This is a genomic window from Reinekea blandensis MED297, assembly GCF_000153185.1.
Classification (GTDB): Bacteria; Pseudomonadota; Gammaproteobacteria; order Pseudomonadales; family Natronospirillaceae; genus Reinekea; species Reinekea blandensis.
This window is the reverse complement of sequence record NZ_CH724150.1, coordinates 49,976-73,315: the sequence shown is the minus strand read 5'-3', so window position 1 is coordinate 73,315 and position 23,340 is coordinate 49,976. Positions and strand designations below refer to the sequence as shown.

Sequence of the window (23,340 nt, the reverse complement as noted above, 5' to 3'; positions counted from 1 at the left end):
GACGTCGCATGGCATGCAGCAGGGATAGATCAGCACTGTGCATGTGTAAGCCGATTTGCGTCGGGTGAGTTTCTGGTCGCCTGCAGGCAGGCTCCTACAACAGCGGCTCCCTGTAGGAGCGAGCCTGCTCGCGACCATCATACTCTGCCAATGGTACTCCAAGTTGCTTCATGGCTCGCACCGCGGCTCAGCCTGCAATAGTCAACTAAAACTGAGGGTCGGCCCGTCGCCACCCTGTTCTTCTACTCTGGTTACCACGCCATTTGCTAACGCTTCGTAACTGGCCGTCAAGGAATTTTGGGCATCGCCGACCATGGTCGGCTGACCGCCATCCGTCCCTTCGCGAATCGCCATGTCTAAAGGCAGGCTGGCGAGAATGTCGACATGGTATTGTTCAGCGAGTCGCTGACCGCCCTTTTCGCCAAAAATGTGTTCTTCGTGACCGCAGTTCGAACAAACATGAACCGCCATGTTTTCGACCACACCCAACACCGGTACATTGACCTTCTGGAACATTTCAATGCCTTTTTTCGCATCCAGTAACGCCAGATCCTGCGGTGTGGTCACAATCACGGCACCATCGATGTTGGCTTTTTGCGCCAAGGTCAGCTGGATATCACCAGTGCCCGGTGGCATGTCGACAACCAGGTAATCGAGCTTATCCCAAAGCGTCTGCGTGAGAATCTGTTGCAGCGCACCGGATGCCATTGGGCCGCGCCAAACCATAGGCGTCTTATCGGTGACCAGGTAGGCCATGCTCATGGTTTGCAGGCCGTGCGCCAGAATCGGGACAAAGCTGTTACCGTCTTTGACCTCCGGCTTGGTGCCTTCTTTAACCCCCAGCATCAAACCAACCGAGGGCCCATAGATATCGGCATCTAACAAACCGACATTGTGCCCCAGACGCTTAAGTGCCAATGCCAGATTGACGGCGGTGGTGGACTTGCCGACGCCGCCTTTACCGGAAGCGACCGCGATGATTTTTTTCACGTTATCCATGATGGACTCTTTAAAGAAGGGTTTGACGGGTTATATGGGGATGGATTTGGGGGAGTCAATTATAAAGAAGGATTCAACTCCCCTCTGATGAGGGGAGTAACAGTTCACTGAGCGCCGCCCTTCGTTATGGAAGGCAAAGTGATGGGGTCACCCCTTAAGAACGCCCATAGCGGTCGGTAAACCGGACGATGTCGTCTTCACCCAGATAAGAACCCGTCTGGACTTCAATCAGTTCCAGCGGGATTTTGCCGGGGTTTTCAAGCGCGTGTACTTCGCCTAACGGGATGTACACCGATTCGTTCTCACCCACCAGCTGCGTTGTTTCACCAATGGTCACATTGGCCGTGCCGGATACCACAATCCAATGTTCCGCTCGGTGGTGATGCATCTGAACTGACAGCTTTTCACCCGGTTTCACCATAATGTTTTTCACCTGGTGCCGCTTACCGTGATCCACCCCTTCGTAAGCGCCCCACGGCCGATACACTTTAGTGTGCACCTCATGCTCCGTCCGCCCCAATGCTTTTAACTGGTTGACGATGAACTTCACATCCTGGGCACGTTCTCTCGGTACCACGACTACGGCGTCTTTGGTCTCCACAATGGCCAGGTTATCCACACCAACTGCGGCGACCAGCCGGCTCTCGGACCGGATAAAGTTATCTTTCGCATCATGAACCAGCACATCGCCCTGGTGGACATTGCCGTTTTCATCTTTGTCGTTCAGGTCATACAGGGCAGCCCAGGCACCAATGTCGTTCCAGTCACCCGCATATGGCACCATCACGGCCTTACCGGTTTTCTCCATGATCGCGTAATCGATGGAGTCAGAGGGTGATTCAGCAAAAGCCGCCGTATCCACACGTATAAAGTCTAAATCCGTCGATACCCCAGCCATCGCCGCGCGAACCGCTTCGTACATCGCCGGTTGCAGTGCCTTGAGCTCATCAAGGTACGTTTGGGCTCTGAACACGAACATACCACTGTTCCAGTAGTAGCCACCGTCTTTGACGTATTTTTCAGCCGTTGCCAAATCAGGCTTTTCTTTGAAAGACTGAATAGGCAACGCCTCGCCTTCATCGGAAGCGGTCTGAATATAGCCATAGCCGGTTTCGGGATACCCGGGTTGAATACCGAAGGTCACAATCCGCCCGGACTCGGCCTGTTTGACGGCCGTTGCCACGGCTTTGGCAAAGCGGTCATGATCCTGAATAACGTGATCGGCCGGTAACACAACTAAAACCGCGTTTTCATCACGACTGATTGCCTGAAACGCCGCCAATGCGATGGCCGGTGCGGTATTGCGACCTTCCGGTTCCAGAATGATATCGGCCTGAACGCCAGACTCTGCCATCTGTTGGGCGATCAGGAAGCGATGTTCATCGTTACAGACCACAATGGGCGACTCGGTCATCCCGGCAGCCTGGCTGCGTTCAGCTGTCTGCTGAATCAGGCTTTTCTCAGCATCCACCAAATTGATGCATTGTTTGGGGTACAGTTCACGAGACATGGGCCACAGACGCGATCCTACGCCACCAGCCAGCAAAACGGGAATGATCAAAATTCGCTCCTTGATTGACTACATACAGACAGTGAAATTACCGCGCATTGTCGTTCAATGCCCTGTTGAACACAAGACGGCAACCTTGACCTCCGACAACCTGTATGCCCGTAAAAGAAGCTTGCCCCGCTCCGCGCAAATAGAGACAATTACCCGTTCAGGTTGCGAATCATCGGCGACTGCCGTGAACCGCGTTCTACATCCGTCACCATCGATTTAAAGGAACGAGTTACCCTATGTCTGCGAAACGCAAAATTCTTGTCACCAGCGCGCTGCCCTATGCCAACGGCCAATTGCACCTTGGGCACCTGATGGAACAGATCCAAACCGACATCTGGGTTCGCTTCCAAAAAAGCATGGGACACGAGTGCATGTATGTGTGCGCAGACGACACACATGGTACCGCCGTTATGCTGCGTGCCGAGAAAGAAGGTAAATCGCCCGAAGCCTGGATCGAGAAAATGAATGCCGATCACAAGGCGGACTCCGAAGGCTTCCTGATCGGACACGACAACTACTACAGCACGCATTCCAATGAAAACCAGCATTACGCGGAGTTAATCTATTCCCGCCTGAAAGAAAACGGCCACATTAAGGTCAAAACCATTCGGCAGCTGTACGATCCGGAAAAAGAGATCTTTCTGGCGGATCGCTTTGTTAAAGGCACCTGCCCTAAGTGCAAATCTGAAGATCAGTACGGCGATGCCTGTGAAGTCTGTTCAGCGACCTACGAGCCTAACGAGCTGATCAACCCCAAATCGGCTTACACCGGTGCCACCCCGATTGAGAAAGAGTCTGAGCACTTTTTCTTCGACCTGCCACAGTTCCAAACCATGCTGCAGGAGTGGACACGTTCCGGCACTCTGCAAGACAGTGTCGCTAACAAACTGTCTGAATGGCTCGACTCCGGGTTGCAAGCCTGGGACATTTCCCGTGATGCCCCTTACTTTGGTTTTGAAATCCCTGGCGCACCAGGTAAGTACTTCTATGTCTGGCTGGATGCTCCGATCGGCTACATGGCCAGTTTTAAGAATCTGTGCGATCGCACTGACGGTCTGAACTTTGACGATTATTGGTCGAAGGACTCAGACGCCGAGCTCTATCACTTCATCGGTAAAGACATCATCAACTTCCACGCGTTGTTCTGGCCAGCCATGCTGACCAGCGCCGAGTTCAAAACACCCGATGGCGTTTTTGCCCACGGCTACATCACCGTCAATGGTGAAAAAATGTCCAAGTCGCGCGGCACCTTTATTATGGCCAGTACCTATCTTAAACACCTGAGCCCGGAATACCTGCGTTACTACTACGCGGCCAAGCTGGGCTATGGCGTTGAAGACATCGACCTGAACCTCACCGATTTTGCGCAGCGCGTGAATACCGATCTGGTGAACAAGTTTGTCAACATCGCCAGTCGTTGCGCCGGCTTCATCAAGAAAGGTGGCGGCAAACTGTCAGATAACATTGCTGAACCTGAGCTGCTAGACGAAGTGCTGGGATCGAAAAATCTGATTGCCAGCCTCTATGAGTCTCGCGAGTTCAGTAAAGCCGTCCGTGAAATCATGCGCCTAGTCGACAAGGCTAATGAATATATTCAGGCCAAAGAACCCTGGGCACTGGCGAAAGATGAAAGCAAAGCCCAAGAGGTACAGGACATTTGCTCCATGGGGATTCACCTGTTCCGCGCCCTGTCGATTTACCTCGGTCCTGTACTGCCAGCACTGAACGAAAAAGTTCGGGCATTCCTGAATGTCGACAGCCTGGACTTTACCGATCTGGACACCACGCTGACCGGTCACGCCATCAACAAGTTTAAGCCGTTGCTCACGCGCATCGACATGAAACAGATCGACGCTCTGTTAGAAGAAAGCAAAGGCGACGCGGCGCGTGAGAGCGGCAAAAAGGCGCCCGCGGCTAAACCCGAAAAGCCGTCAAAGTCAGCTAAAACGACAAAGTCGGAATCAGAAACCATCGAATTTGGCGACTTCGCCAAGGTTGATTTACGGATCGCTCGCGTGATCAAAGCCGATCACGTCGAAGGCGCGGATAAACTACTGCAACTTCAACTGGATGTCGGCAATGGCGAAACCCGCCAGGTGTTCAGTGGCATTAAAAGCCACTACCAACCGGAAGACCTGATCGGTAAAAACCTGGTTCTGGTATACAATCTGGCGCCGCGCAAGATGCGCTTTGGGCTTTCCGAAGGCATGGTGTTAGCCGCGGGCGAAGGTAAAAACCTGTGGATCATGGAAGGCGCCGACGACATTCCGCCGGGTACAAAGATCAGTTAAGACTGCCTGACCAAAAGCCAACTTCGCGACCTCGCTCCTGCAAACATCAGCTATTTGTCGGAGCGAGTTAGCTGGCAATTGTTAAGTTGAAACCGATCTTTATCGCTTGCAGGCAAGCTCTTACAACCAAGCTTCCGGTACAAACGAGCCTGCTCGCGACTGCCAAACCAACCCATTCAACCTAAAGATTCCCAAACCAAACACACTCCATAGTCATCAAACACCGGTATCCATTCCAAAAGGCAATAAAAATCTTCGCTCTATCACCTTGTTAGCTATAACAAAACTCACGATAATACCGCCTCAGTTTTCTGGCCCTGTGTTTTATTCATGAGCGAATACATTCTGCTGCTGATCGGCACCGTTTTAGTCAATAACTTTGTGCTCGTGCAGTTTTTGGGTTTATGCCCGTTTATGGGCGTGTCGAATAAGCTTGAAACTGCGGTCGGTATGTCCGCGGCGACCACCTTTGTTTTGACCATTTCTTCCGTGGCCAGTTATGTGGTTTACAGTTTTCTGCTGGAACCGTTGGGCCTGACGTATCTGAAGACAATCAGCTTCATTCTGGTCATCGCGTTTGTCGTTCAGTTCACCGAGATGCTGGTGCGCAAAACCAGCCCGCTGCTTTACCGGGTACTGGGTATTTTTCTCCCGCTGATTACCACCAACTGCGCCGTTCTCGGGGTCGCCTTGCTGAACATCAGTCGCCAAAACACCCTGATTGAAAGTTTTCTGTTCGGTTTTGGCGCCGCGATCGGTTTCTCTTTGGTTTTGGTTTTGTTTGCAGCCATGCGTGAACGGATCAACCTTGCGGATGTCCCTAAGCCCTTTAAAGGCGCCGCCATCGGCCTGATCGCCGCGGGCATTATGTCGTTGGCCTTTATGGGTTTTTCAGGTCTGGTTTCGGTATAAGGACACCTCATGATCACCGCCATTCTTACTCTGCTTGTTCTTGCGGCAATCTTCGGGGCTTTACTCGGCTTCGCATCGATCCGTTTCAAACCCGAGGGCAACCCGATTGTCGAGGACATCAATAACATCCTGCCGCAAACCCAATGCGGTCAGTGTGGCCATCCCGGTTGCCGGCCTTATGCCCAGGCTATTGCGGACGGGGAAGACATCAATAAGTGCCCTCCCGGCGGCGAAGCCACCATTCAGGCACTGGCCGATTTACTGGATGTGGAACCAAAGCCGCTGGACGCGGAGCATGGCGAAGAAAAAACACCGCAGGTAGCCATCATCCGCGAAGATGAATGCATTGGCTGCACAAAATGCATCCAGGCCTGTCCGGTCGATGCCATTCTCGGCGCCGCGAAACAGATGCACACGGTCATAGAATCCGAATGCACAGGGTGTGACCTCTGTGTCGAACCCTGCCCGGTCGATTGCATTGATATGGTGCCCATTGAAGACACGCTGGCCACCTGGCATCAGAACCGCCCGCTCAGCAATATTGAGCTGATCGCAACGGACCGGCCAACACCTGCCGTCAATAAAGAGGACGCGGCATGACTGTAGCTTCATCCCTGATCACCCGATCTCGTGTCTGGTCTATTTCCGGCGGCATTCATCCCGCTGAGCACAAACAGGAATCGAACACCGCACCGATCGAAGCCATCCCGTTACCATCGACGTTATGGCTGCCTCTGAACATGCACATCGGCGCGCCAGCCACGCCCGTGGTGTCGGTGGGCCAGATGGTCCGAAAAGGGCAGATCATTGCACAGTCTGGCGGCGGAATTTCAGCATCGGTCCACGCGCCGACTTCCGGTCGTATTACTGCGATTGAAGACCATGCCTACGCTCACGAGTCCGGCCTGAAACAGCCCGCCATTGCGATTGAAGCGGACGGTCTGGACGATTGGCGCAAACAGACGCCCTGGGAAGACTGGGCGTCCAAAACCCATGAAGAGCTGCTGCAACGAATCCACGATGGCGGCATCACCGGTTTGGGTGGCGCCGGGTTCCCAACCGATATCAAATACCGAAACCGACATGCGCCGATCGATACGCTGCTCATCAATGCGGCCGAATGCGAACCTTACATTACCGCTGACGATCGGCTGATGCGCGAACGCGCGGAAGATATACTGCGCGGCGCACAGATTTGTTTGCACCTGCTGGGTGCCCGTCGAATTCTGATCGGCATTGAAGATAACAAGCCGGAAGCGGCCACGGCTCTGGAACAGGCCGCCGAGACACTGCAACAGCGCATTGAGCTGGCCGTCGTCCCCACCAAATACCCTTCTGGTGGCGAAAAGCAGTTGATCCAGCTAGTCACCGGAAAAGAAGTACCGAAAGGCGGATTACCCAGCGATCTCGGCATCGTCTGCCAGAACGTGGGCACCCTGTATCAGATATATCGAACCGTGGTTCACGATGAACCACTGATCAGCCGGATCACAACGGTCACCGGTGCGGCGGTCAGCAACCCGGGCAACTATGAGGTGCTGATCGGCACCAGCATGGAAACCGTACTCAACCATGCCGGTGCGCACCTTAAAAAAGCGGATCGGGTCATTATGGGTGGCCCGATGATGGGCTTTGCCGTGCCTGACATCGCCGCTCCGATCATGAAATCAACCAACTGTCTGTTGGCACCGACCAAGAAAGAGCTGCCTCCGGCCATCGAAGACAGCCCCTGTATTCGTTGTGGTTTGTGTGAACAGGCTTGCCCGGTCGACTTATTACCTCAGCAGATGCATTGGGCGTCCAAGCACCGGGAGCTGGAGTCCGCAGAGCTGCACAGTCTTGAAGACTGCATTGAATGCGGCGCCTGTGCTTATGTCTGCCCGAGCCGAATCCCGCTGGTTCAATATTTCCGATATGCCAAAGGTGAGCTCAAACAGGAACGTCAACAGCACGAAGAGTCCGAACGCGCCCGCATTCGTTTCGAAAACCGCCAGGCTCGGCTAGAGAGGGAAAAACAGGAAAAAGAAGCTCGACGTAAAGCTCGGGCAGAAGCGGCCGCCAAAGCCCAGGCAGAGAAAAAGGCCCGAGAAGGCGCACCTTCTTCAGGCAGCAACGACGATGACCCAGTTAAGGCTGCACTTGCTCGTGCAGCCGCAAAAAAACAAGCCAGAGCAGAGTCGGCCGCCGCTGTTGAACAGTCTCCCGCGGAACTGAAAGAAGCGCTAGACAAAGCCAAAGCCAAGTTTGACAAGGCATCGACCCGGTTGCAGGAAGCCGAAGCGAATGGTGATGCCATGGTCGCCGCGCTGAAAAAAGCGGCTGATAAACTGGAAGAAAAGTACCTGAGTGCCGAAAAAGCTTATCAGGCCGCGACCCAATCGCAGGAAACCGACCCATCATGATGACTCTTTCCTCCCCGCACACAACCGGTAGCAATACGGTCAGCCGCTTGATGCTGACCCTCTGTGCTGCCCTCATACCCGGCCTGCTGGCGTTAATCGTGTTTTTCAGCTGGGGTTACCTGATCAATGCCATACTTGCCACCGTCACCGCTCTGGCAGTGGAGGCCCTGATACTGAAGATCCGCAAGCGACCGGTCCTCTTTTTCCTGAAAGACGGATCCGCCTTGGTCACCGCCTTATTGCTCGCCTGTGCCCTGCCCCCGTTGGCGCCCTGGTGGCTGATCGTGCTCGGGACGACCCTGGCCATCCTGTTCGGAAAGCATCTGTTTGGCGGTCTGGGACAAAACCCTTTTAATCCGGCGATGGTGGCCTATGCGCTTCTGCTGGTGTCGTTGCCGCTGTTGATGACCACCCGCTGGGCTGCCGTCGATCAATCCGCTGATTTCGGGCAAACCGTGACCATCATTTTTCAGGGAGGACAAACGGTCCTTGACGGCCTCACCGGTGCCACGCCGTTGGATGATTACAAACAAAGCATCAGCCGCCTGACGGCCGAGGATGTTCTGGTCAATCCGATCTATCAGACGATTGGTGCGGTGGGTTGGACTCCGGTTAACCTGGCGTTTTTGCTCGGTGGATTGGTATTGCTGGGACTGCGCATCATCACCTGGCACATCCCGGTATCGCTGCTCGGCAGCTTAGCCCTCCTGTCCATCCTGATCGGTTCTGACGCTGATGCCTTTGTACCGCTCTCGCTCCATCTGTTATCGGGTTCAACCATGTTGGCCGCATTTTTTATTGCCACAGACCCGGTTTCAGCGGCGACCAGCAATCGCGGAAAGCTGATCTACGGCGCGGGTATCGGCGCTCTCATCTATATCATTCGAACCTGGGGTAACTACCCGGATGCGACCGCTTTTGCGGTTCTGTTGATGAACTTTGCAGCGCCATTGATCGATCACTACACCCGGCCACGAGTCTACGGCCATAAGGCGGCCGTTAAAGGATACAAAAATGAGCAAGACTGAGCAGCCGAATGTGACGCTTCCTGAGGCGATTCGTCGGTCGGCCATCGGCCTGGCGATCTTTGCGTTCTTCACCGCCGGCATCATCGCCGTCACGCAAACCTTGACCCGGGATACCATTACCCAGAACGAAGCCGCCTTTGAGGCTCGTCAGTTACTGTCCATTCTGCCTTCAGATTATACGGCAGATGATATTCTGGCCGGCGAAACTCGTTTTGACGCGCAAGCGTTAGTTGGGTTAGACCGACTCAACCTGTCTTCGGATACTCAGCACTTTTATCGAGTGCTCACCGCCGACGGACAAACAGAAGCTGTCATCCTTCCCGTTGTCGCGCCGCAAGGCTATACGGAAGCTATTCGCCTGATCGTCGGCATCAAAGCCAACGGTCAAATCCTTGGGGTTCGCGTAACGCGACACAAAGAAACCCCGGGCCTTGGCGACCAGGTTGAAACGTCCAAGTCGGATTGGATTTATGTCTTTAATGATCGCTCCCTGATGAATCCCCAACCCGATGATTGGGCCGTGGTAAAAGACGGCGGTGCCTTTGATCAACTGACCGGTGCGACCATCACCCCCCGGGCCATCGTCGGTGCCGTCAAAAACAGCCTGCTCTTCTTTGAAGATAACCAGGATGCCCTGTTAAATGAACCAGACTCCGTGGAGGACGGATCATGAGTGAGACCAAAACCCTGATTAACAATGGACTGTGGTCCAACAATGCGGCGCTGGTCCAATTGCTTGGCCTCTGCCCGATGCTGGCGGTCACCGGTACCGTGGTGAATGCCCTGGGACTGGGACTGGCCACTATGGTTGTTTTGGTCGGTTCAAACCTGGCCGTTTCTCTGATCCGCAACTACGTCTCAGACGCCATTCGCCTGCCCGCGTTTGTCATGATCATCGCCTCCTTTACCACCTGTGCTGAACTGCTGATGCAGGCCTATACCTTCGAGCTGTATCAGGTGTTGGGAATCTTTATTCCGTTGATTGTGACCAACTGTACGATTCTGGGTCGCGCCGATGCTTTCGCACGGAAAAACCCGGTCATCCCGTCCATCATCGATGGGGTGTTCATGTCGCTTGGTTTTCTCGCAGTCCTGCTCATTCTCGGCGCGCTGCGCGAACTCATTGGTCAGGGTACACTGTTCACGAACATGCACTTGATCTTTGGTGAGTCCGCCCGTCAATGGGAGTGGCAGGTCTTCAAGGATTACCCTGACTTTTTATTCGCCGTTCTCCCTCCGGGGGCTTTTGTCGGTCTGGGACTTCTGATTGCGCTGAAAAACAGCATTGATGACCGTCTAGAACAAGCCAAAGCGCGTAACACCGAAGCTGTGAAAGCCGGTGGAAAGCGAGTTCGGGTCACCGGCAATATCAGTTAACGAACCTGGCGAAGGCGGCGGACCATCCGTCGCCAACGCTCGATTTTAACGTTGAGACGCCCTACTATGGCGGCTTTGACTGACCAGTTGACCAGCCCTGATGAATAAAGAGAAACGCATCGAAATCTTCTCCCGTTTGCGCGCGGAGAACCCACACCCGGAAACCGAACTGAACTACAGCACGCCATTTGAGTTATTAGTTGCCGTTGTACTCTCCGCTCAAGCAACCGACAAAGGTGTCAACAAAGCCACTGACAAGCTGTTTCCAGTCGCAAACACGCCTGAAGCGATTTATGCACTGGGTGTCGATGGTCTGAAGGATTACATCAAGACCATCGGGCTGTTTAACTCAAAAGCTGAGAATGTCATCAAACTGTGCCGAATGCTCATCGATCAGCACAACAGCCAGGTTCCGCAGACCCGAGAAGCGCTCGAAGCCTTGCCCGGCGTAGGTCGAAAAACCGCGAACGTGGTCCTGAACACGGCCTTCGGCCAACCGACGATGGCCGTAGACACTCATATTTTCAGAGTCAGTAACCGAACCCGTATCGCTCCGGGAAAAGATGTTCTGGAAGTCGAGAAACGACTGCTTCGTCTGGTGCCCAAGGAGTTCTTACTGGACGCGCATCACTGGCTGATTCTGCATGGTCGATATACCTGTGTGGCACGCAAACCCAAGTGCGGTGCCTGCCTCATTGAAGACCTGTGTGAGTATCGACAGAAAACATCCTAGGCATGTTAGAGCGGTCTAATCTTGTTCAAAAACCGTTCGCGCTCTACACTGACCGTCCGCCCATACAGAATGAAGAACCTCGATGCGCATCGGCCTGGTCGTTGACTCAACCTGCGATATTCCAGAATCGTTTCTGAAAAGGAATCACGTACAGATCCTTCCATTAACGATGACTGGCACAAGCAGCGAAAGGCCATTGATCGACCAGCGACATAAAAGCGATGCGCTCAGTTTTTATCAGCATTGGGCAAATCAAAAAGGATTCAAACCCAAACTGTCGTCTCTGGCGGTCGATGACGTGGAAAAGGTTTTAACGGACCGGTGGATTTACGACTATGACCACCTGCTGATCATTGCCCCACACCAAAAGCTCAGTTCTACATTGCAGTCAGTTCGGGAAGCCCTGGTCACTCAACACCCCAACATAGATTTACTTCGGCAAAAAGCTCGCTTGACCATTCCCTTTAAAGTCAGGGTCATCGAATCTAATAGTGGTCTGGCCGGTTACGGGCTGACGCTATATGAAGCCTTTCGGCTGATTGGTGAAAAAGCCCGTTCGATCGATCAACTGAAGTCGCCGATACAATCGTTCAGTCATAGCCTGGAAACGTTTGTCCTGCCAGGCAACTCAGCCCAACAGCTGAAATCGCCCCCGTTTGACTTAGGCTGGTTAGCCGGTCAACAGTACCACCTAAAACGTCAAATGCCGATTTATCATATCAGCCCCGATGGCGTGACAACGATACGAAAATGCCATCAACCAACACGACTGTCCGAGTTTATCGGTCTGGTGACTCAGAGACTCGGCCATGCACAACTGCATAATCGGCTGGTCTCGATCAGTTACGCCGGGAATCCAGCCGACATTCGGGTCAACTCGGATTTCCGGGCTCTCCAGCGGGATATTGATGGTAAACAGGGGCGTTTGATTTCGTCCATTATGAGCCCGTCATCGGGCGCTTTACTGGGTCCAGGTGCGGTGTCTGTTGCATTCGCGCATCAACAAGCAAAGTGATCCGCAAGAATCAGTGCGATTCTGATAACTCGAGGGCTGTCTGCTCGCCGGATGGGGTAAGAAACCATCGGCCATGATCATCAAAAGCTATGGCATTGAGGGCGCGAAGGCGAATTTTCAGTTCATCAAAACTGCCTTGCTGGACTTTAATATCGGAAACCGCATGACTGCCCGGCCAGCGTGATTTTGCCTCTGCTAACACCGCCTCCTGTATACGGATAGCGATCACCGCGCGCAATCGGGCTTCGGTAACCGGTGACAGCAAAGTGGGAGCCAACCAATCGAACAACGCCTGTAGAGGCAAGCCCAACTGGCCATCAAGCTGCTTTAACCGCCCTTCACGAAACGCATTGCATTGGTATTTCAGGTTCAGAAGTCGCTGATCTTTGCTGAAGTCGACTTTCTCGGCTTTGCCATGCCCGGGCAAGCTTTGAACCTTGTGGGTCAGGTGCTGCACCTGCGTTTTTAACTTCTGTATGAGACTTTGATCATCAGCACTCACCGAAGCGACTAAGGGTTGCAAATCAGCCTTTATCCAACCGGTTGATGGATGATGCTCGAAAATAAACTCAAGACCACGTTCGGCACTGTCTCTGAGGCTGTCATCATCATGCCAGTAAAAGACACATCCGGTCTTCAGCTGTTCAACAAAGCCTTTGAGACGTTTTTGATCGAAGCTGTCGGTTGGCTGTGCCGCCTCGCCTTCGTATATCAGGCTCAGGATCGGTTTTCTGGCGGCCTGCGCCGCGGCAAAGGTTGCATGAACATAGCCGACACCCTTATCGGTCAAGGCACCGTATTCTGAGCCGATCAACAACACAACGTAATCGGCGTCATTGAGCGCTTGTTGATTCAGTTTATAGATGTAATTGGCGGGTATCGGGGGATAAGCCAGCCCGACCGGAATTGAGTTTTGGCCTGCGATGGCTTCCGTCAGAATTTTACGTTCTTTACTCAGGTGCCGCTCAAGCGAGGCCACCATAACCATCATACGACTATCAGACATGAACAATGACTTTCCGTAGCCCTCAGGCATGTTCCAACACAACTTCACTGTAACACAGCGGTGCATTATGAACCATATCTTATAGCCCCACGATTACGGCGTTTCCCCCGGTCGAGTCGCCAGCGTGAAGTCCGGCGTCGGCCAATCTGTTCCCTCAATCAGGTTGATTAACTCCAGCAGGATCATGGCGGTCATGCCCCATATATGGTGTCCTTCATAATGAAAATGCGGGATATGAAAAGACATGCCATGCCGGTCAATGGCTTGCAACTCAGGAGCCTGAGAGGCGAAAAACTGCCAGGGAACGTGAAAAATTTCGGCAATTTCATCGGGGCTGGCAACGCTCTGATACGGATCGGAGACGATTCCGACAAAGGGATAAACCAGAACTCCATCTTTGGAATAAGCGGTCGACAACTCGCCAATCACGTCGATTCCAGACGGTGATAAACCAACCTCTTCTTCCGTTTCGCGTAATGCGGTGTGCGCCAGGTTCGGGTCAATCGGCTCCATCATACCGCCGGGAAACGACACCTGTCCGGGGTGACTGTTCAGATGGCTGGCTCGAACAGTGAGCAACACAGACGGTTCTGGATCGGTATGAATAGGCACCAAGACGGCGGCTTTGGGTCGATCCAGTGAGAGTTTTTTTGGCTGATAAGTAACGAGCGCATGTCGCATGGCTGCGGTTAACGATGGTTCGATCATAGGGCCCCTGTCATTGTTTCCTGCGTTTAAGCATGGCACAGAATTCGAGTTGGGTCGCTTTCTTTGCACGATTTTGAATCTCAACACCCTTGCTTCAATGCCTTCTGGCTCTGTGTCTCCCGATTGCGGTACGAAGGTTACCTCGGGTAAAGAGTGTTCATCCCAGGCTTGTCTCTGGTAATCTACGCGGAGATTAAACTCATAAACAAACAACGTTGGTTTTTCCACACAGATGAACTTTTGCAGCGAATGTGGCCACCCGGTCACGGTAAAAACACCGCCAGGCGACCACCTCCCCCGCTTTGTCTGTGAGCATTGCGATGCCATCCATTACCGTAACCCCCGCATCATCACTGGCACGGTCCCCGTCGCACCGGACGGTCGCATCCTGCTCTGCCGGCGCAATATTGAGCCACGCAAAAACTTCTGGACACTGCCTGCGGGCTTTATGGAAAACGGAGAAACGACGGTTCAGGGCGCTCTTCGGGAAACCGATGAGGAGTCGATGGTGCGCGGTGAAAACCCTGTATTGATCAGTGTCATCAGCCTGCCGGCTTTCGATCAGGTGCATATGTTTTACCGAGTCGACATGCCTGATTTCAACTATGGGACCACCGCTGAAAGCAATGCCGTCGATCTCTATCACCTCGACGACATCCCCTGGCCAGACATCGCATTTCGGACGGTTGAACGGACGTTAAAACACTATCTCGAGCTTCAGACTCAACCCTTCTATGTATTGAACGATCACATTGACATCTGAGCGCCAGAATAATCATTACTGTTGATCTGGCGCAGTGGACAACGGCCCAGCTTTGACCACACTGAAAGCTACTTATTCAGAGCTGGCCGCCTTGTAAGCCAGGTTGGCTCACGGCTAAGGTGCGTTGATTTTATGGATAATTCAAGCCACCACACTCAATCCGACAGCCATCAACAAACCTTGATGGCGGGCGTCGACCATGCCTGGCTACGAATGGACTCTCCGGTCAACCCGATGGTCATCAACGCGGTCATGACTTTTCAATCGGCCATCCCTGAGTCCGTCGTTCACGAACGATTGCTTACTCAATTTGCTTCAATTAAACGCTTTCAATGCCGGCCATCTCCGGCACTGGTATCCGAGGCCTGGCAGGTTGCGCCGGTAGATCTAGATTATCACTTACCCACGGCGCAACAGTCGCCCGAGACGGATGCTGAACTGCAGCAGCTGGCAACCGATTTCATCAACTCGCCACTAGATACATCCCGCCCGTTATGGCGTATGTTGTTTGTCCCTCGATTCCGACACGGCTGCGCCATCATCATCCGGATTCATCATGCCTATGCAGATGGGATGGCACTGATGAAGGTGCTGTTGTCACTCATGGACGAAGGTGCTTCGATGCCACCGCTGGCGGCGTCTATACCGACACCGCACCCACCCTCACCTTCTCGCTGGTTAAAGCGCTTACAACCCTTTGTTCCTGGTCAGGGCAAATGGTCGGAAACGCTGATGCTGGTCGAAGAACTCACTACTGAACTGCTTAAGATGGGGCTCAGTCCGGGCGAGGCCAATATTTTCAAAACGCCGGGGTTGTGCGGTAAAAAACAGCTTGTCTGGAGCCAGCCTTTAGACCTGATGGAAGTAAAAACCATCGCGCAGACTCATCAAGCCAAGATCAACGACATTTTGTTGAGTTCAGCCGCCGGCGCATTTCGCCGGTACTTAAAGGATCTGAACCAACTCACCTCCTGGTCTGAAATGAGGACCGTCGTTCCTGTGGATTTGAGACCATTGCTGAAAGCACCGGAGTTGGGCAACTATTTTGGGATGGTATTTTTGTCACTGCCCTTGGGGATTGAAGACCCTATTGAAAGGGCTCAGGCCCTGCATCAGCGAATGGGCGCCTTAAAACAGAGCAAGCAGGCTTGGCTGGTCTTTCAGATTCTGCAGTTGGCGGGATACCTACCGGACATCGCCGAAAAAGAACTGGTGCGATTGTTCAGCAGTAAGGCCTCGGCCGTGATGACCAATGTTCCCGGCCCTGGCTTTCCTTTGCATTTTGCCGGGAGCGAGCTGGACCAGGTGCTGTTTTGGGTTCCACAATCCGGCAGTATTGGTACCGGAGTCAGCATTCTCACCTACAACAATCGCGTTCAGTTTGGTCTGATGACCGACCAGCAGCTGATTTCCAACCCTCAGGACATCATCGATTGTTTCAATGCGGAGTTTGAGTCGTTGCTTTTGGAAACCTTAATGACAGTCCCGTGGCCGTCTGGCTGAGAGTGTTCTTCGGTTATCCAGTCCAGCAATCGCTGATGCAATGACCCATCCAAAGAAGCACTTAAATGGCCTTGGCCGGATTGCGCCCAGTTATCGAAAGGTGCCCGACTGCGAATCGGCGGTATAACAATGGTATCGTGCCGGGTCCAAACGCCCAGCATCCGACGGAAAGCAATAGGATGACGTTTCAAGCCCGACAGCCATGGGTTGCCCGGACACATCTGGCGACCATTTGTGGCGCCTACCCACCGCGGAACATAGGCCATCAGAGTCCCGTAATGCGGAGTATAAAGAGTGATCAGTTCGCAACGCTGCTGCTGTTTACGCGGTAAACAACGCGCTGCCAATCCACCCATACTGAACCCGACCAGAGTAATGACGGCATCGGGGTTGATTGAACTGACACGTTCTATTTCAGCGCTAAGGCGCTGCTGAAACTCCTCTATGCTGGCGAAGGCACCGGGCATTTCAACTGATGAAACACTTAAACCCGCTTGACGAAGGCGAGGCACAAAACGCCACCAAAACCCGTCATTGCAGAGGAATCCGTGCGCCAGAATCACATGGTGGTTGGTTACCGGGTCATTGGGTTGCACCCAGCGCCGCGGCAGAGCCTGCATCACACTGTACAGAGATACAAAAGCCACGAACTCTTGCACCCAGTAGCGAACCCAACGCCAAGGCGATAGCGACTGATGGCTGAACTGTACCGTCACCACGATACAAATCACGCCGATCAACAGCGCCCGTAACGCAAGCATGGTCACGAAAGCTGCGAACAGACTCAGAAGAATCGGGCTGGATGACAGCCACTGCCAGAGCCCGAAAATCACCAGCAACTCGAGGCTTTGCCACCCCCATATGAACTGTCGTACGGTCATTACCTACCAGTGCACTCCTCTCATTAGCGTGGCAAACAGCACCTGTGCCGGTGAAACAGGCGGCGGTGCTTCGGTCTCCCCTTGCGGGTTCGCGGTATCGGCACGAGCTTGTTCCGGAAACAATCGAAACGCCGTGTTCAGGATCTGTCGCTGCAACGTCGGAGACAGAGCATGAACAATATCGGCAAACTTGCCAAGTTTAGTGGACAAGCGTTCCGGGCGTTTCAAAATTGCCTCACAAACCAACTCGGCCGCATCATCCGGCGTTAACGTCGGCACATGATCGTAAAGTGGTGTCGGCGCGATCATGGGGGTTCGCACCAGCGGCATATTGATGTTCGTGAAATAAATTTTGTGGTCAGCCATCTCGGCGGCGGCACAACGACTGAAAGCCTCAAGGGCGGCTTTCGAGGCCACATAGGCTGAGAACCGGGGCGAGTTACTCAGCACCCCAATGGATGAAATATTGATGACGTGCCCCTCCCGGCGACGGTCCATCATCGGTAATGCTTTCAAGGTAATGGCAACAGACGCCAGATAGTTCAGCTCAATGGTTCGTTGAAAATCATGCAAGCGATCTAACGATTGCATCACTGAGCGACGAATCGAATGCCCGGCATTATTGATCAGGATATCCAGACCGGCAAACTCCCGTTCAATCATGCCAAACAGACGATCGACGTCATCAGGCTGTGTAATATCCGCCTGATGACTGACCACCGTACCACCTGTTGACTCAATATCCAGATGAGCACGACGCAGCTTTTCAGCATCCCGGGCACAGATGATGACGGTCGCACCGGCTTTGCTTAAGCGCATGGCCGTTGCTTTGCCGATACCGGATGAGCCTCCGGTAATCAGGACCACCTTGCCATTCAGTCTTTCTTCCAGATTTTTTGCCACGAACAGAGCCGGATCCAGATGTCTTTCCCAGTAATCCCATAGGCGATCCGCGTAACTGGTTAATGGCGGTGGCCGGATGCCAGCTTCGTTTAACAGAGCCTCAGCCTTGCGATTATCGTAACGGGTTGGCCAGTTAATGAAGGCAAAAAAATCTTTAGGAATGCCAAGGCTTTGAATCAGTTCATCCACGATGTCGGCCACCCCTGGGGTAGCCATGACGCCATTTTTTAATACAGGCGGAACTAACTGAAATAACCGGGCATTCACCCGCATTTCAAACTCAGGAGCATGTGCCGCTCGGGCAAAGAGGTTTAAGAGATCACCAAACTTCCAATGCTCCATATCGGTCAGATGAAAAGTCTGGCCATCCTGTTCGGGTAAAAACGCCAAGTATGCGATGGCCTCTACGACGAAGTTGACCGGAACCAGATTAAACCGCCCTCCCTCAATACCCATCAATGGCACCCAGGGTGGTAAAGCTTCACGAATGGCTTTAATGAGATGAAACAGATAATAAGGCCCGTCGGTTTTATCCATCTCACCGGTTCTTGAGTCCCCAACTACAAAGGATGGCCGGTAGATCCGGTAAGAAGGTCCCCAGAGCTCGCGTACCAGACGTTCCGATTCGTGTTTGGTCGAAAAATAAGGATGACTGAGGTTCGTCGCTTCCGCGAACATATCCTCACGGAACACGCCGGGGTAAAGACCTGCTGCCGCAATCGAACTCATCAGATGAAAAGTCTGTACCTGTAATTGCTGGGCGAGCTGCACGGCAAACCGCGTTCCCTGCACGTTTACAGCCAGTTGCGCTTCCCGATCGGCGTTTAAGTCATAAATTGCCGCCAGATGAAAAAAGTGTTCGACCTTCCCGGTTAATGCCCCCACATCATCATCCGACAACCCCAAATCCGACTCGCGCAAATTCCCTGAAATGAACACCAATCGTTCACGATAACGACTGTCATTCATCTCGGCGGCAAATCGCTCATGCGCTTTTGGGAGGGAGGTTTCCCGTACGAGGAGATAGATATGTTGAATGGCTGTGTTCAATAAAAGCTGTTTGACTAACCGGGACCCGATGAACCCCGTACCACCAGTGACAAAAACGTTCATGTTCATGCCCTCTGACTGTTTTTTGTGCAGTCCAGATTGTCATTGCCGACCGGTCACTGTGCTGATCTGCATCAGTCCCTGACACCATTGTTGCGTTTTAATAGACTGAACTGAGCCGGACGCAGGAGGCGTTATGACTCACGCTCACGAATATCACAACCTTATCCTCAGTCATTTAGAAAAAGTCAAAAGAACCCGCCCGACTCCAGAGTTTAAAGCGCTGCAAGCTTGGCAGGCCAATCGCCTGTTGAACACGCATATGGCGTTATATGAGCAACCACGCTTTCGTCCGGCCATGGACTTTTTTAAGGATGAACTCTATAGCGCGGAACATTTTCATCGCCGAAATGATCAGCTTATCCGGGCACTTCCCCTGATGTGCCGAACGATGCCAGCGTCGGTACTGGACGTCGTTGTCAGTGCTGCAGAGTTGCACGGTTTGAGTTTGGAGCTGGACGCTTTGCTACTGCATTACCTTGGCAATGAGCCGAATCTGAATGAGCTGAGTTTGAAAAGCTGGGTTGCCGCCTATCGTGCCTGCCAAAACCCGGTCGACCGGGCCCGACAACTGGATCTGATCGAGCTGTTGGGAACTGAACTCAAAACCATCGTCCGTAAACCCATGATCCGTTCGCTGCTCAGTTGGGCCACCGTACCGGCTCGACTGGCTGGATATGACGACATTCATCAGTTTGTCTGTCGTGGCTATGACGCTTTTGATCAGCTGGACAATCCGGATGATTTTCTGATCCCGGTACTGACCGTCGAACGGCAGCTTTCGGACGAATGGTTCTCAGCGTCGACGTAGACCGTTTACAGACCGTCCAGTTCAGCCTTAGCCAACCTGAAGTCCAGCGCTTCCAAAGCATCCGCTGGAGTCACCGATACGGCCTCTTGATACAAAGAAATAGCCTGCTGACGTTGCTTTTTACCCGCCATCGACAGTAACCCATCGGCGTATTCGGTTTTGGCACTGACAGAATAAGGAGCCAGTTCAATCGCCAGCTGATAATGCTTAACAGCATCATCTACGCTCGCACCATAGGTCAGTCGAGCCGCCATTTTCCCGAGTTTGCCGATCAACTCGGCCTGATAAGTTGCAAACGCCGTATGGGCATCCGCGTGTTGAGGGTCCAGCTCAAGACAACGCTCCAAAGAAGCGGCAATCTGGCCGGCCAACCCTTCTGATAAGGCCCGGGTGATGGAAACACACTGACTGTAACGGCCCAGGCTGTAGGCAAGCTGATAATGCAGGTTCAAGGCATCGGGCTGAGTTTTCAGACCTTCCTTAGCTTCGCTGATGACCGACTGAAACATAGCCAGGCGTTGGGATTCATCGCTTTCCATATAGTGGGCATAGGTCGATAGCGACTTTAACCGAAGGCTTAACAGTGCTTCATCGCTCAACGCCTCGTCTGCGGCCTCCAAAAACCGCCCGGTATGAAACAACCACCAGCCATGCCGCGCGGTTTCGCTGTTCGGTAAAGGCTCGCGATCACCCGCATGTAATCGTTCCCACTGTTCCGGTATATCGGATACGTCCAGAGGTGAAAATAAGGTTGCCAGTGTCTGAATATTGATCTGTGTCATTTGAATCACCCACCCTGTTTCAGGATTAGTGTGTTTACTCTAAACCCCGGTCGTACAGTAAACATGGTGCTAAATCAATTAGCCCGCAACTTGGAGGAGAAGCCATGAGCAAACTATCCCAATCTCAATCAAAGTTCAGTGCGGCGACGCAAACCACGGTTGATACCGCACGTCAGATGTGGATGGCAGGACTGGGGGCATTCGTTAAAACCGGCCAGGAAGGTGGTCGGCTGTTTTCCAGCCTGGTCGAAGAAGGTGAAAAGTTTCAGGACAAAGTCTCTGAAAAAACCACCAATCAGGTGAATGATTCGGTCGATTCAGTGATGAATCGCGCCTCTAGTCAATGGGATAAACTTGAAGCCATTCTGGAAGATCGCGTCATTAAAGTTCTGGATAAACTGGGCGTTCCAACCAAAGACGATGTATCGCAATTGATTGAAAAAATCGATGCGCTGCAAGCGGCCGTTGAAGCCTCTGCTCAGAAACCAGCACCAAAAGCGGCCACCACTAAAGCCGCTCCGGCGAAAACGAAAAAGAGTGAAACCACCGCCTGACGTTCATCATGACGGTAATGGAGGTGTCTCATGGGTGTTCAACATCACATAGGCCAACCCACCATCGCGCTTGCTCTTGCCGGTGGTGGTCCCATGGGCGGGCTGTACGAGCTTGGTGCGCTGTTAGCGTTGCAACAGGCCCTGCCGAGTATTCGACTGCATCATTTACCGATGTATGTTGGAGTCAGTGCTGGGTCGGTCATCGCTTCGGCGCTTGCCAACCAGTTCAGCATCAGAGAAATTGCTGACAACTTGCTGCGGCCAGACGACGTTGAACACCCGATTCACCCGTCTCTGTTCTATTCCCCTGCGTGGGGAGAATATCGACACCGGATAACCAGCATTCCGGGACTGACCTGGCAAGCCATCTATGATTACCTGCGAAACCCGCGTGATGAGTCTCTGCTTGAGAGTTTTACACGGCTGAAACAGGTTCTGCCGGCCGGTTTTTTTGATAATCGACCGATCGAACGCTATTTGAGAAAACTCTTTCAGCAATACGGCATTACTAATGATTTCCGCAAGCTCGATACCCAACTGATGATCGTCGCTGCAGATCTGGACTGTGGCCGCTCCGTGGTCTTTGGTCATCCCGAGTGGGATGATGTGCCCATTTCCACGGCGGTTCAGGCATCCACCTGTGTTCCGGGCCTGTATGTTCCGGTGCGCATTCATGACCATTATTTTGTTGATGGGATTTTGTATAAAACCGTCCATGCTTCGGCCGCTCTGGACGCCGGCGCAGACCTGGTGTTCTGCTTCAATCCGATCGTTCCTTACTGCAACCGTCAGTTTCTTCCGGATGCACCCGAGCAAACATCGATCATACGCGAGGGTTCGGTCGGCATAATCAGTCAGGCCATTCGCGCGATGGTCCATTCCCGATCCGTTACCGGATTCCGTCAGTACCAACGCGATTACCCGGACAAAGATATCATTCTGTTTGAACCCAAACCCGATGACGCGGTCTGGTTTTTTGCCAACGAGTTCAGCTTCCGTAATCGGGTTCAGATGGTCGACAGTGCTTACCGTGCAACACTGGCTGACATTAGCCAGCGACAGGATGAGTTAAATGGCATGCTCGCGCCCTATGGTTTAGCTATTCAGCCCGAACACCTTAACGATGGCCCTTCTTTACCAGAATCCATCCGACAACGGCGACGTCTGAGCCCGCACATGAAACGTCTGAGAACGTCACTGGATCGACTGGAAAATCAGTATATGGACTGATTCGAGCCTTTACCTGTCTGGACGAATTCGATTTTGCAGTACCTGGTCAGCGTCCTTGATCAATTGTTCGAACTGCATCTGAGCGGACACACGCAAATAAGGTAACAACAGGCCCAGCATCTGCTTCAGGGCACTGCTCCATATTGAGCAATCCTGGACGGACTCTGGCCGGGGTTGCTTAAGCAGATAAAAATCAGGCCAAAACACCGCAATGAAGGTCATTTCGCAGCCCAGCCGCTGAAGGTCATCCTGTGTGGCGACTAATTGCCGGACTTCTTTAAGCTCGTCCAACATGCGTTTCTGAGCTTTTTCGATTTGTCCGGCCCATTGGTGATAATGAAATCGCAAATGCGAGTTGCTGGTCTGCAAATAATGTTGGTCATGAAACAGAAACGAGTAGGCCTGAACATGATCAAACCACTGAAGCCACCATTGCACCCAATCGTCTAATCCGGCCACTTTGGAATCTGAGGATAACAGAGGTTCGATAATGCCCTCGAACTGACGAAACAAGGCCAGCAAGACATCGTCTTTGTTCCGGAAATGATAGTAGAGATTGCCAACACTGATCCCAGCCTCATCCGCCATCGCATTGGTCGTCAACCGCGCTGCACCAGACTCATTCGCCAGTACCAGTGCGGCCTGTAAAATCCGTTCTACGGTTGCCATTCACGTCGCCTTCCGGTGCTGTTACAAGGGCCTAAATCATGCTGACACGAGCCCAGAGGTTAATTATTGATCAGAATCAAACCATTCTCCGGTCATCGGACT

22 protein-coding genes are annotated in these 23,340 nt (G+C 52.9%); 14 read left to right on the top strand and 8 right to left on the bottom strand.

The features are described from left to right. Positions 1-201 precede the first annotated feature (201 nt). Positions 202-999 (bottom strand): iron-sulfur cluster carrier protein ApbC, encoded by a 798-nt coding sequence (gene apbC, locus MED297_RS05735; RefSeq protein WP_008043130.1) that lies wholly within the window; start codon positions 997-999, stop codon positions 202-204. Between the two features lie 154 nt (positions 1,000-1,153). Next, positions 1,154-2,560: a mannose-1-phosphate guanylyltransferase/mannose-6-phosphate isomerase gene (locus MED297_RS05730; RefSeq protein WP_008043128.1), complete on the bottom strand. Its 1,407-nt coding sequence runs from the start codon at positions 2,558-2,560 to the stop codon at positions 1,154-1,156. Positions 2,561-2,796: 236 nt separating this feature from the next. Between MED297_RS05730 and metG the strand changes: the two genes are divergently transcribed. The 9 genes from metG to MED297_RS05685 all read left to right on the top strand — a co-directional run bounded on the left by metG (position 2,797) and on the right by MED297_RS05685 (position 12,318). Further along, on the top strand, positions 2,797-4,851 hold the full coding sequence (gene metG / locus MED297_RS05725; RefSeq protein ID WP_008043127.1) for a methionine--tRNA ligase: 2,055 nt from the start codon (positions 2,797-2,799) through the stop codon (positions 4,849-4,851). 330 nt (positions 4,852-5,181) lie between these two features. Next, entirely contained in the window at positions 5,182-5,763 is a 582-nt protein-coding gene (gene rsxA, locus MED297_RS05720) for an electron transport complex subunit RsxA (RefSeq protein ID WP_008043126.1), read from the top strand. A gap of 9 nt (positions 5,764-5,772) precedes the next feature. Further along, positions 5,773-6,363, top strand: a complete 591-nt coding sequence (gene rsxB / locus MED297_RS05715; protein ID WP_008043125.1) for an electron transport complex subunit RsxB — start codon at positions 5,773-5,775, stop codon at positions 6,361-6,363. Next, a complete protein-coding gene (gene rsxC / locus MED297_RS05710; protein WP_008043123.1) occupies positions 6,360-8,165 on the top strand; it encodes an electron transport complex subunit RsxC in 1,806 nt (601 codons plus the stop codon). Before rsxB ends, rsxC begins: the two co-directional genes overlap by 4 nt. After that, positions 8,162-9,193, top strand: a complete 1,032-nt coding sequence (gene rsxD / locus MED297_RS05705; protein ID WP_008043121.1) for an electron transport complex subunit RsxD — start codon at positions 8,162-8,164, stop codon at positions 9,191-9,193. Before rsxC ends, rsxD begins: the two co-directional genes overlap by 4 nt. Continuing rightward, positions 9,180-9,866, top strand: a complete 687-nt coding sequence (gene rsxG, locus MED297_RS05700; RefSeq protein ID WP_008043117.1) for an electron transport complex subunit RsxG — start codon at positions 9,180-9,182, stop codon at positions 9,864-9,866. The genes rsxD and rsxG overlap by 14 nt, the downstream gene beginning before the upstream one ends. After that, positions 9,863-10,570 (top strand): electron transport complex subunit E, encoded by a 708-nt coding sequence (locus MED297_RS05695; RefSeq protein ID WP_008043115.1) that lies wholly within the window; start codon positions 9,863-9,865, stop codon positions 10,568-10,570. Before rsxG ends, MED297_RS05695 begins: the two co-directional genes overlap by 4 nt. A gap of 100 nt (positions 10,571-10,670) precedes the next feature. Next, complete coding sequence (nth, locus tag MED297_RS05690; RefSeq protein WP_008043113.1) at positions 10,671-11,303, top strand: endonuclease III; 633 nt, start codon at positions 10,671-10,673, stop codon at positions 11,301-11,303. Positions 11,304-11,385: 82 nt separating this feature from the next. Then, positions 11,386-12,318 carry a DegV family protein gene (locus MED297_RS05685; protein WP_008043111.1) on the top strand — a complete coding sequence of 311 codons (933 nt, stop codon included), beginning with the start codon at positions 11,386-11,388 and terminating at the stop codon, positions 12,316-12,318. Between the two features lie 10 nt (positions 12,319-12,328). On the opposite strand, the gene MED297_RS05680 is transcribed toward MED297_RS05685, so the two are convergent. Both MED297_RS05680 and MED297_RS05675 read right to left on the bottom strand, forming a co-directional pair. Continuing rightward, a complete protein-coding gene (locus tag MED297_RS05680) occupies positions 12,329-13,324 on the bottom strand; it encodes a DUF4062 domain-containing protein (RefSeq protein WP_161599273.1) in 996 nt (331 codons plus the stop codon). 93 nt (positions 13,325-13,417) lie between these two features. Beyond that, on the bottom strand, positions 13,418-14,032 hold the full coding sequence (locus tag MED297_RS05675) for a CoA pyrophosphatase (protein WP_008043109.1): 615 nt from the start codon (positions 14,030-14,032) through the stop codon (positions 13,418-13,420). Between the two features lie 232 nt (positions 14,033-14,264). Between MED297_RS05675 and MED297_RS05670 the strand changes: the two genes are divergently transcribed. Then, a complete protein-coding gene (locus MED297_RS05670) occupies positions 14,265-14,795 on the top strand; it encodes an NUDIX hydrolase (RefSeq protein ID WP_008043108.1) in 531 nt (176 codons plus the stop codon). A gap of 132 nt (positions 14,796-14,927) precedes the next feature. Then, positions 14,928-16,298: a WS/DGAT domain-containing protein gene (locus MED297_RS05665; protein WP_040556688.1), complete on the top strand. Its 1,371-nt coding sequence runs from the start codon at positions 14,928-14,930 to the stop codon at positions 16,296-16,298. Here MED297_RS05665 and MED297_RS05660 read toward each other — a convergent pair. Then, a complete protein-coding gene (locus MED297_RS05660) occupies positions 16,214-17,179 on the bottom strand; it encodes an alpha/beta fold hydrolase (protein ID WP_040556687.1) in 966 nt (321 codons plus the stop codon). The genes MED297_RS05665 and MED297_RS05660 overlap by 85 nt on opposite strands. Positions 17,180-17,182: 3 nt before the next feature. Beyond that, positions 17,183-19,201, bottom strand: a complete 2,019-nt coding sequence (locus MED297_RS05655) for an SDR family oxidoreductase (protein ID WP_008043105.1) — start codon at positions 19,199-19,201, stop codon at positions 17,183-17,185. Between the two features lie 127 nt (positions 19,202-19,328). Between MED297_RS05655 and MED297_RS05650 the strand changes: the two genes are divergently transcribed. Then, the gene (locus MED297_RS05650) at positions 19,329-20,003 is read left to right on the top strand and encodes an FFLEELY motif protein (protein WP_008043104.1); all 675 of its coding nucleotides are present in this window, start codon (positions 19,329-19,331) and stop codon (positions 20,001-20,003) included. A gap of 5 nt (positions 20,004-20,008) precedes the next feature. Here the strand turns inward: MED297_RS05650 and MED297_RS05645 are convergent, their stop codons facing one another. Beyond that, entirely contained in the window at positions 20,009-20,785 is a 777-nt protein-coding gene (locus tag MED297_RS05645) for a tetratricopeptide repeat protein (RefSeq protein WP_008043102.1), read from the bottom strand. Between the two features lie 104 nt (positions 20,786-20,889). Here MED297_RS05645 and MED297_RS05640 point away from each other — a divergent pair, with 104 nt between their 5' ends. Together MED297_RS05640 and MED297_RS05635 are read left to right on the top strand one after the other, a co-directional pair. Beyond that, positions 20,890-21,339, top strand: coding sequence for a phasin family protein (locus tag MED297_RS05640; protein WP_008043093.1), 450 nt, complete (start codon positions 20,890-20,892; stop codon positions 21,337-21,339). 30 nt (positions 21,340-21,369) lie between these two features. After that, positions 21,370-22,569, top strand: a complete 1,200-nt coding sequence (locus MED297_RS05635; protein WP_008043092.1) for a patatin-like phospholipase family protein — start codon at positions 21,370-21,372, stop codon at positions 22,567-22,569. A 9-nt stretch (positions 22,570-22,578) separates the two neighbouring features. Here MED297_RS05635 and MED297_RS05630 read toward each other — a convergent pair whose 3' ends face one another. Continuing rightward, positions 22,579-23,238, bottom strand: a complete 660-nt coding sequence (locus tag MED297_RS05630) for a TetR/AcrR family transcriptional regulator (protein WP_008043091.1) — start codon at positions 23,236-23,238, stop codon at positions 22,579-22,581. Positions 23,239-23,340 lie beyond the last annotated feature (102 nt).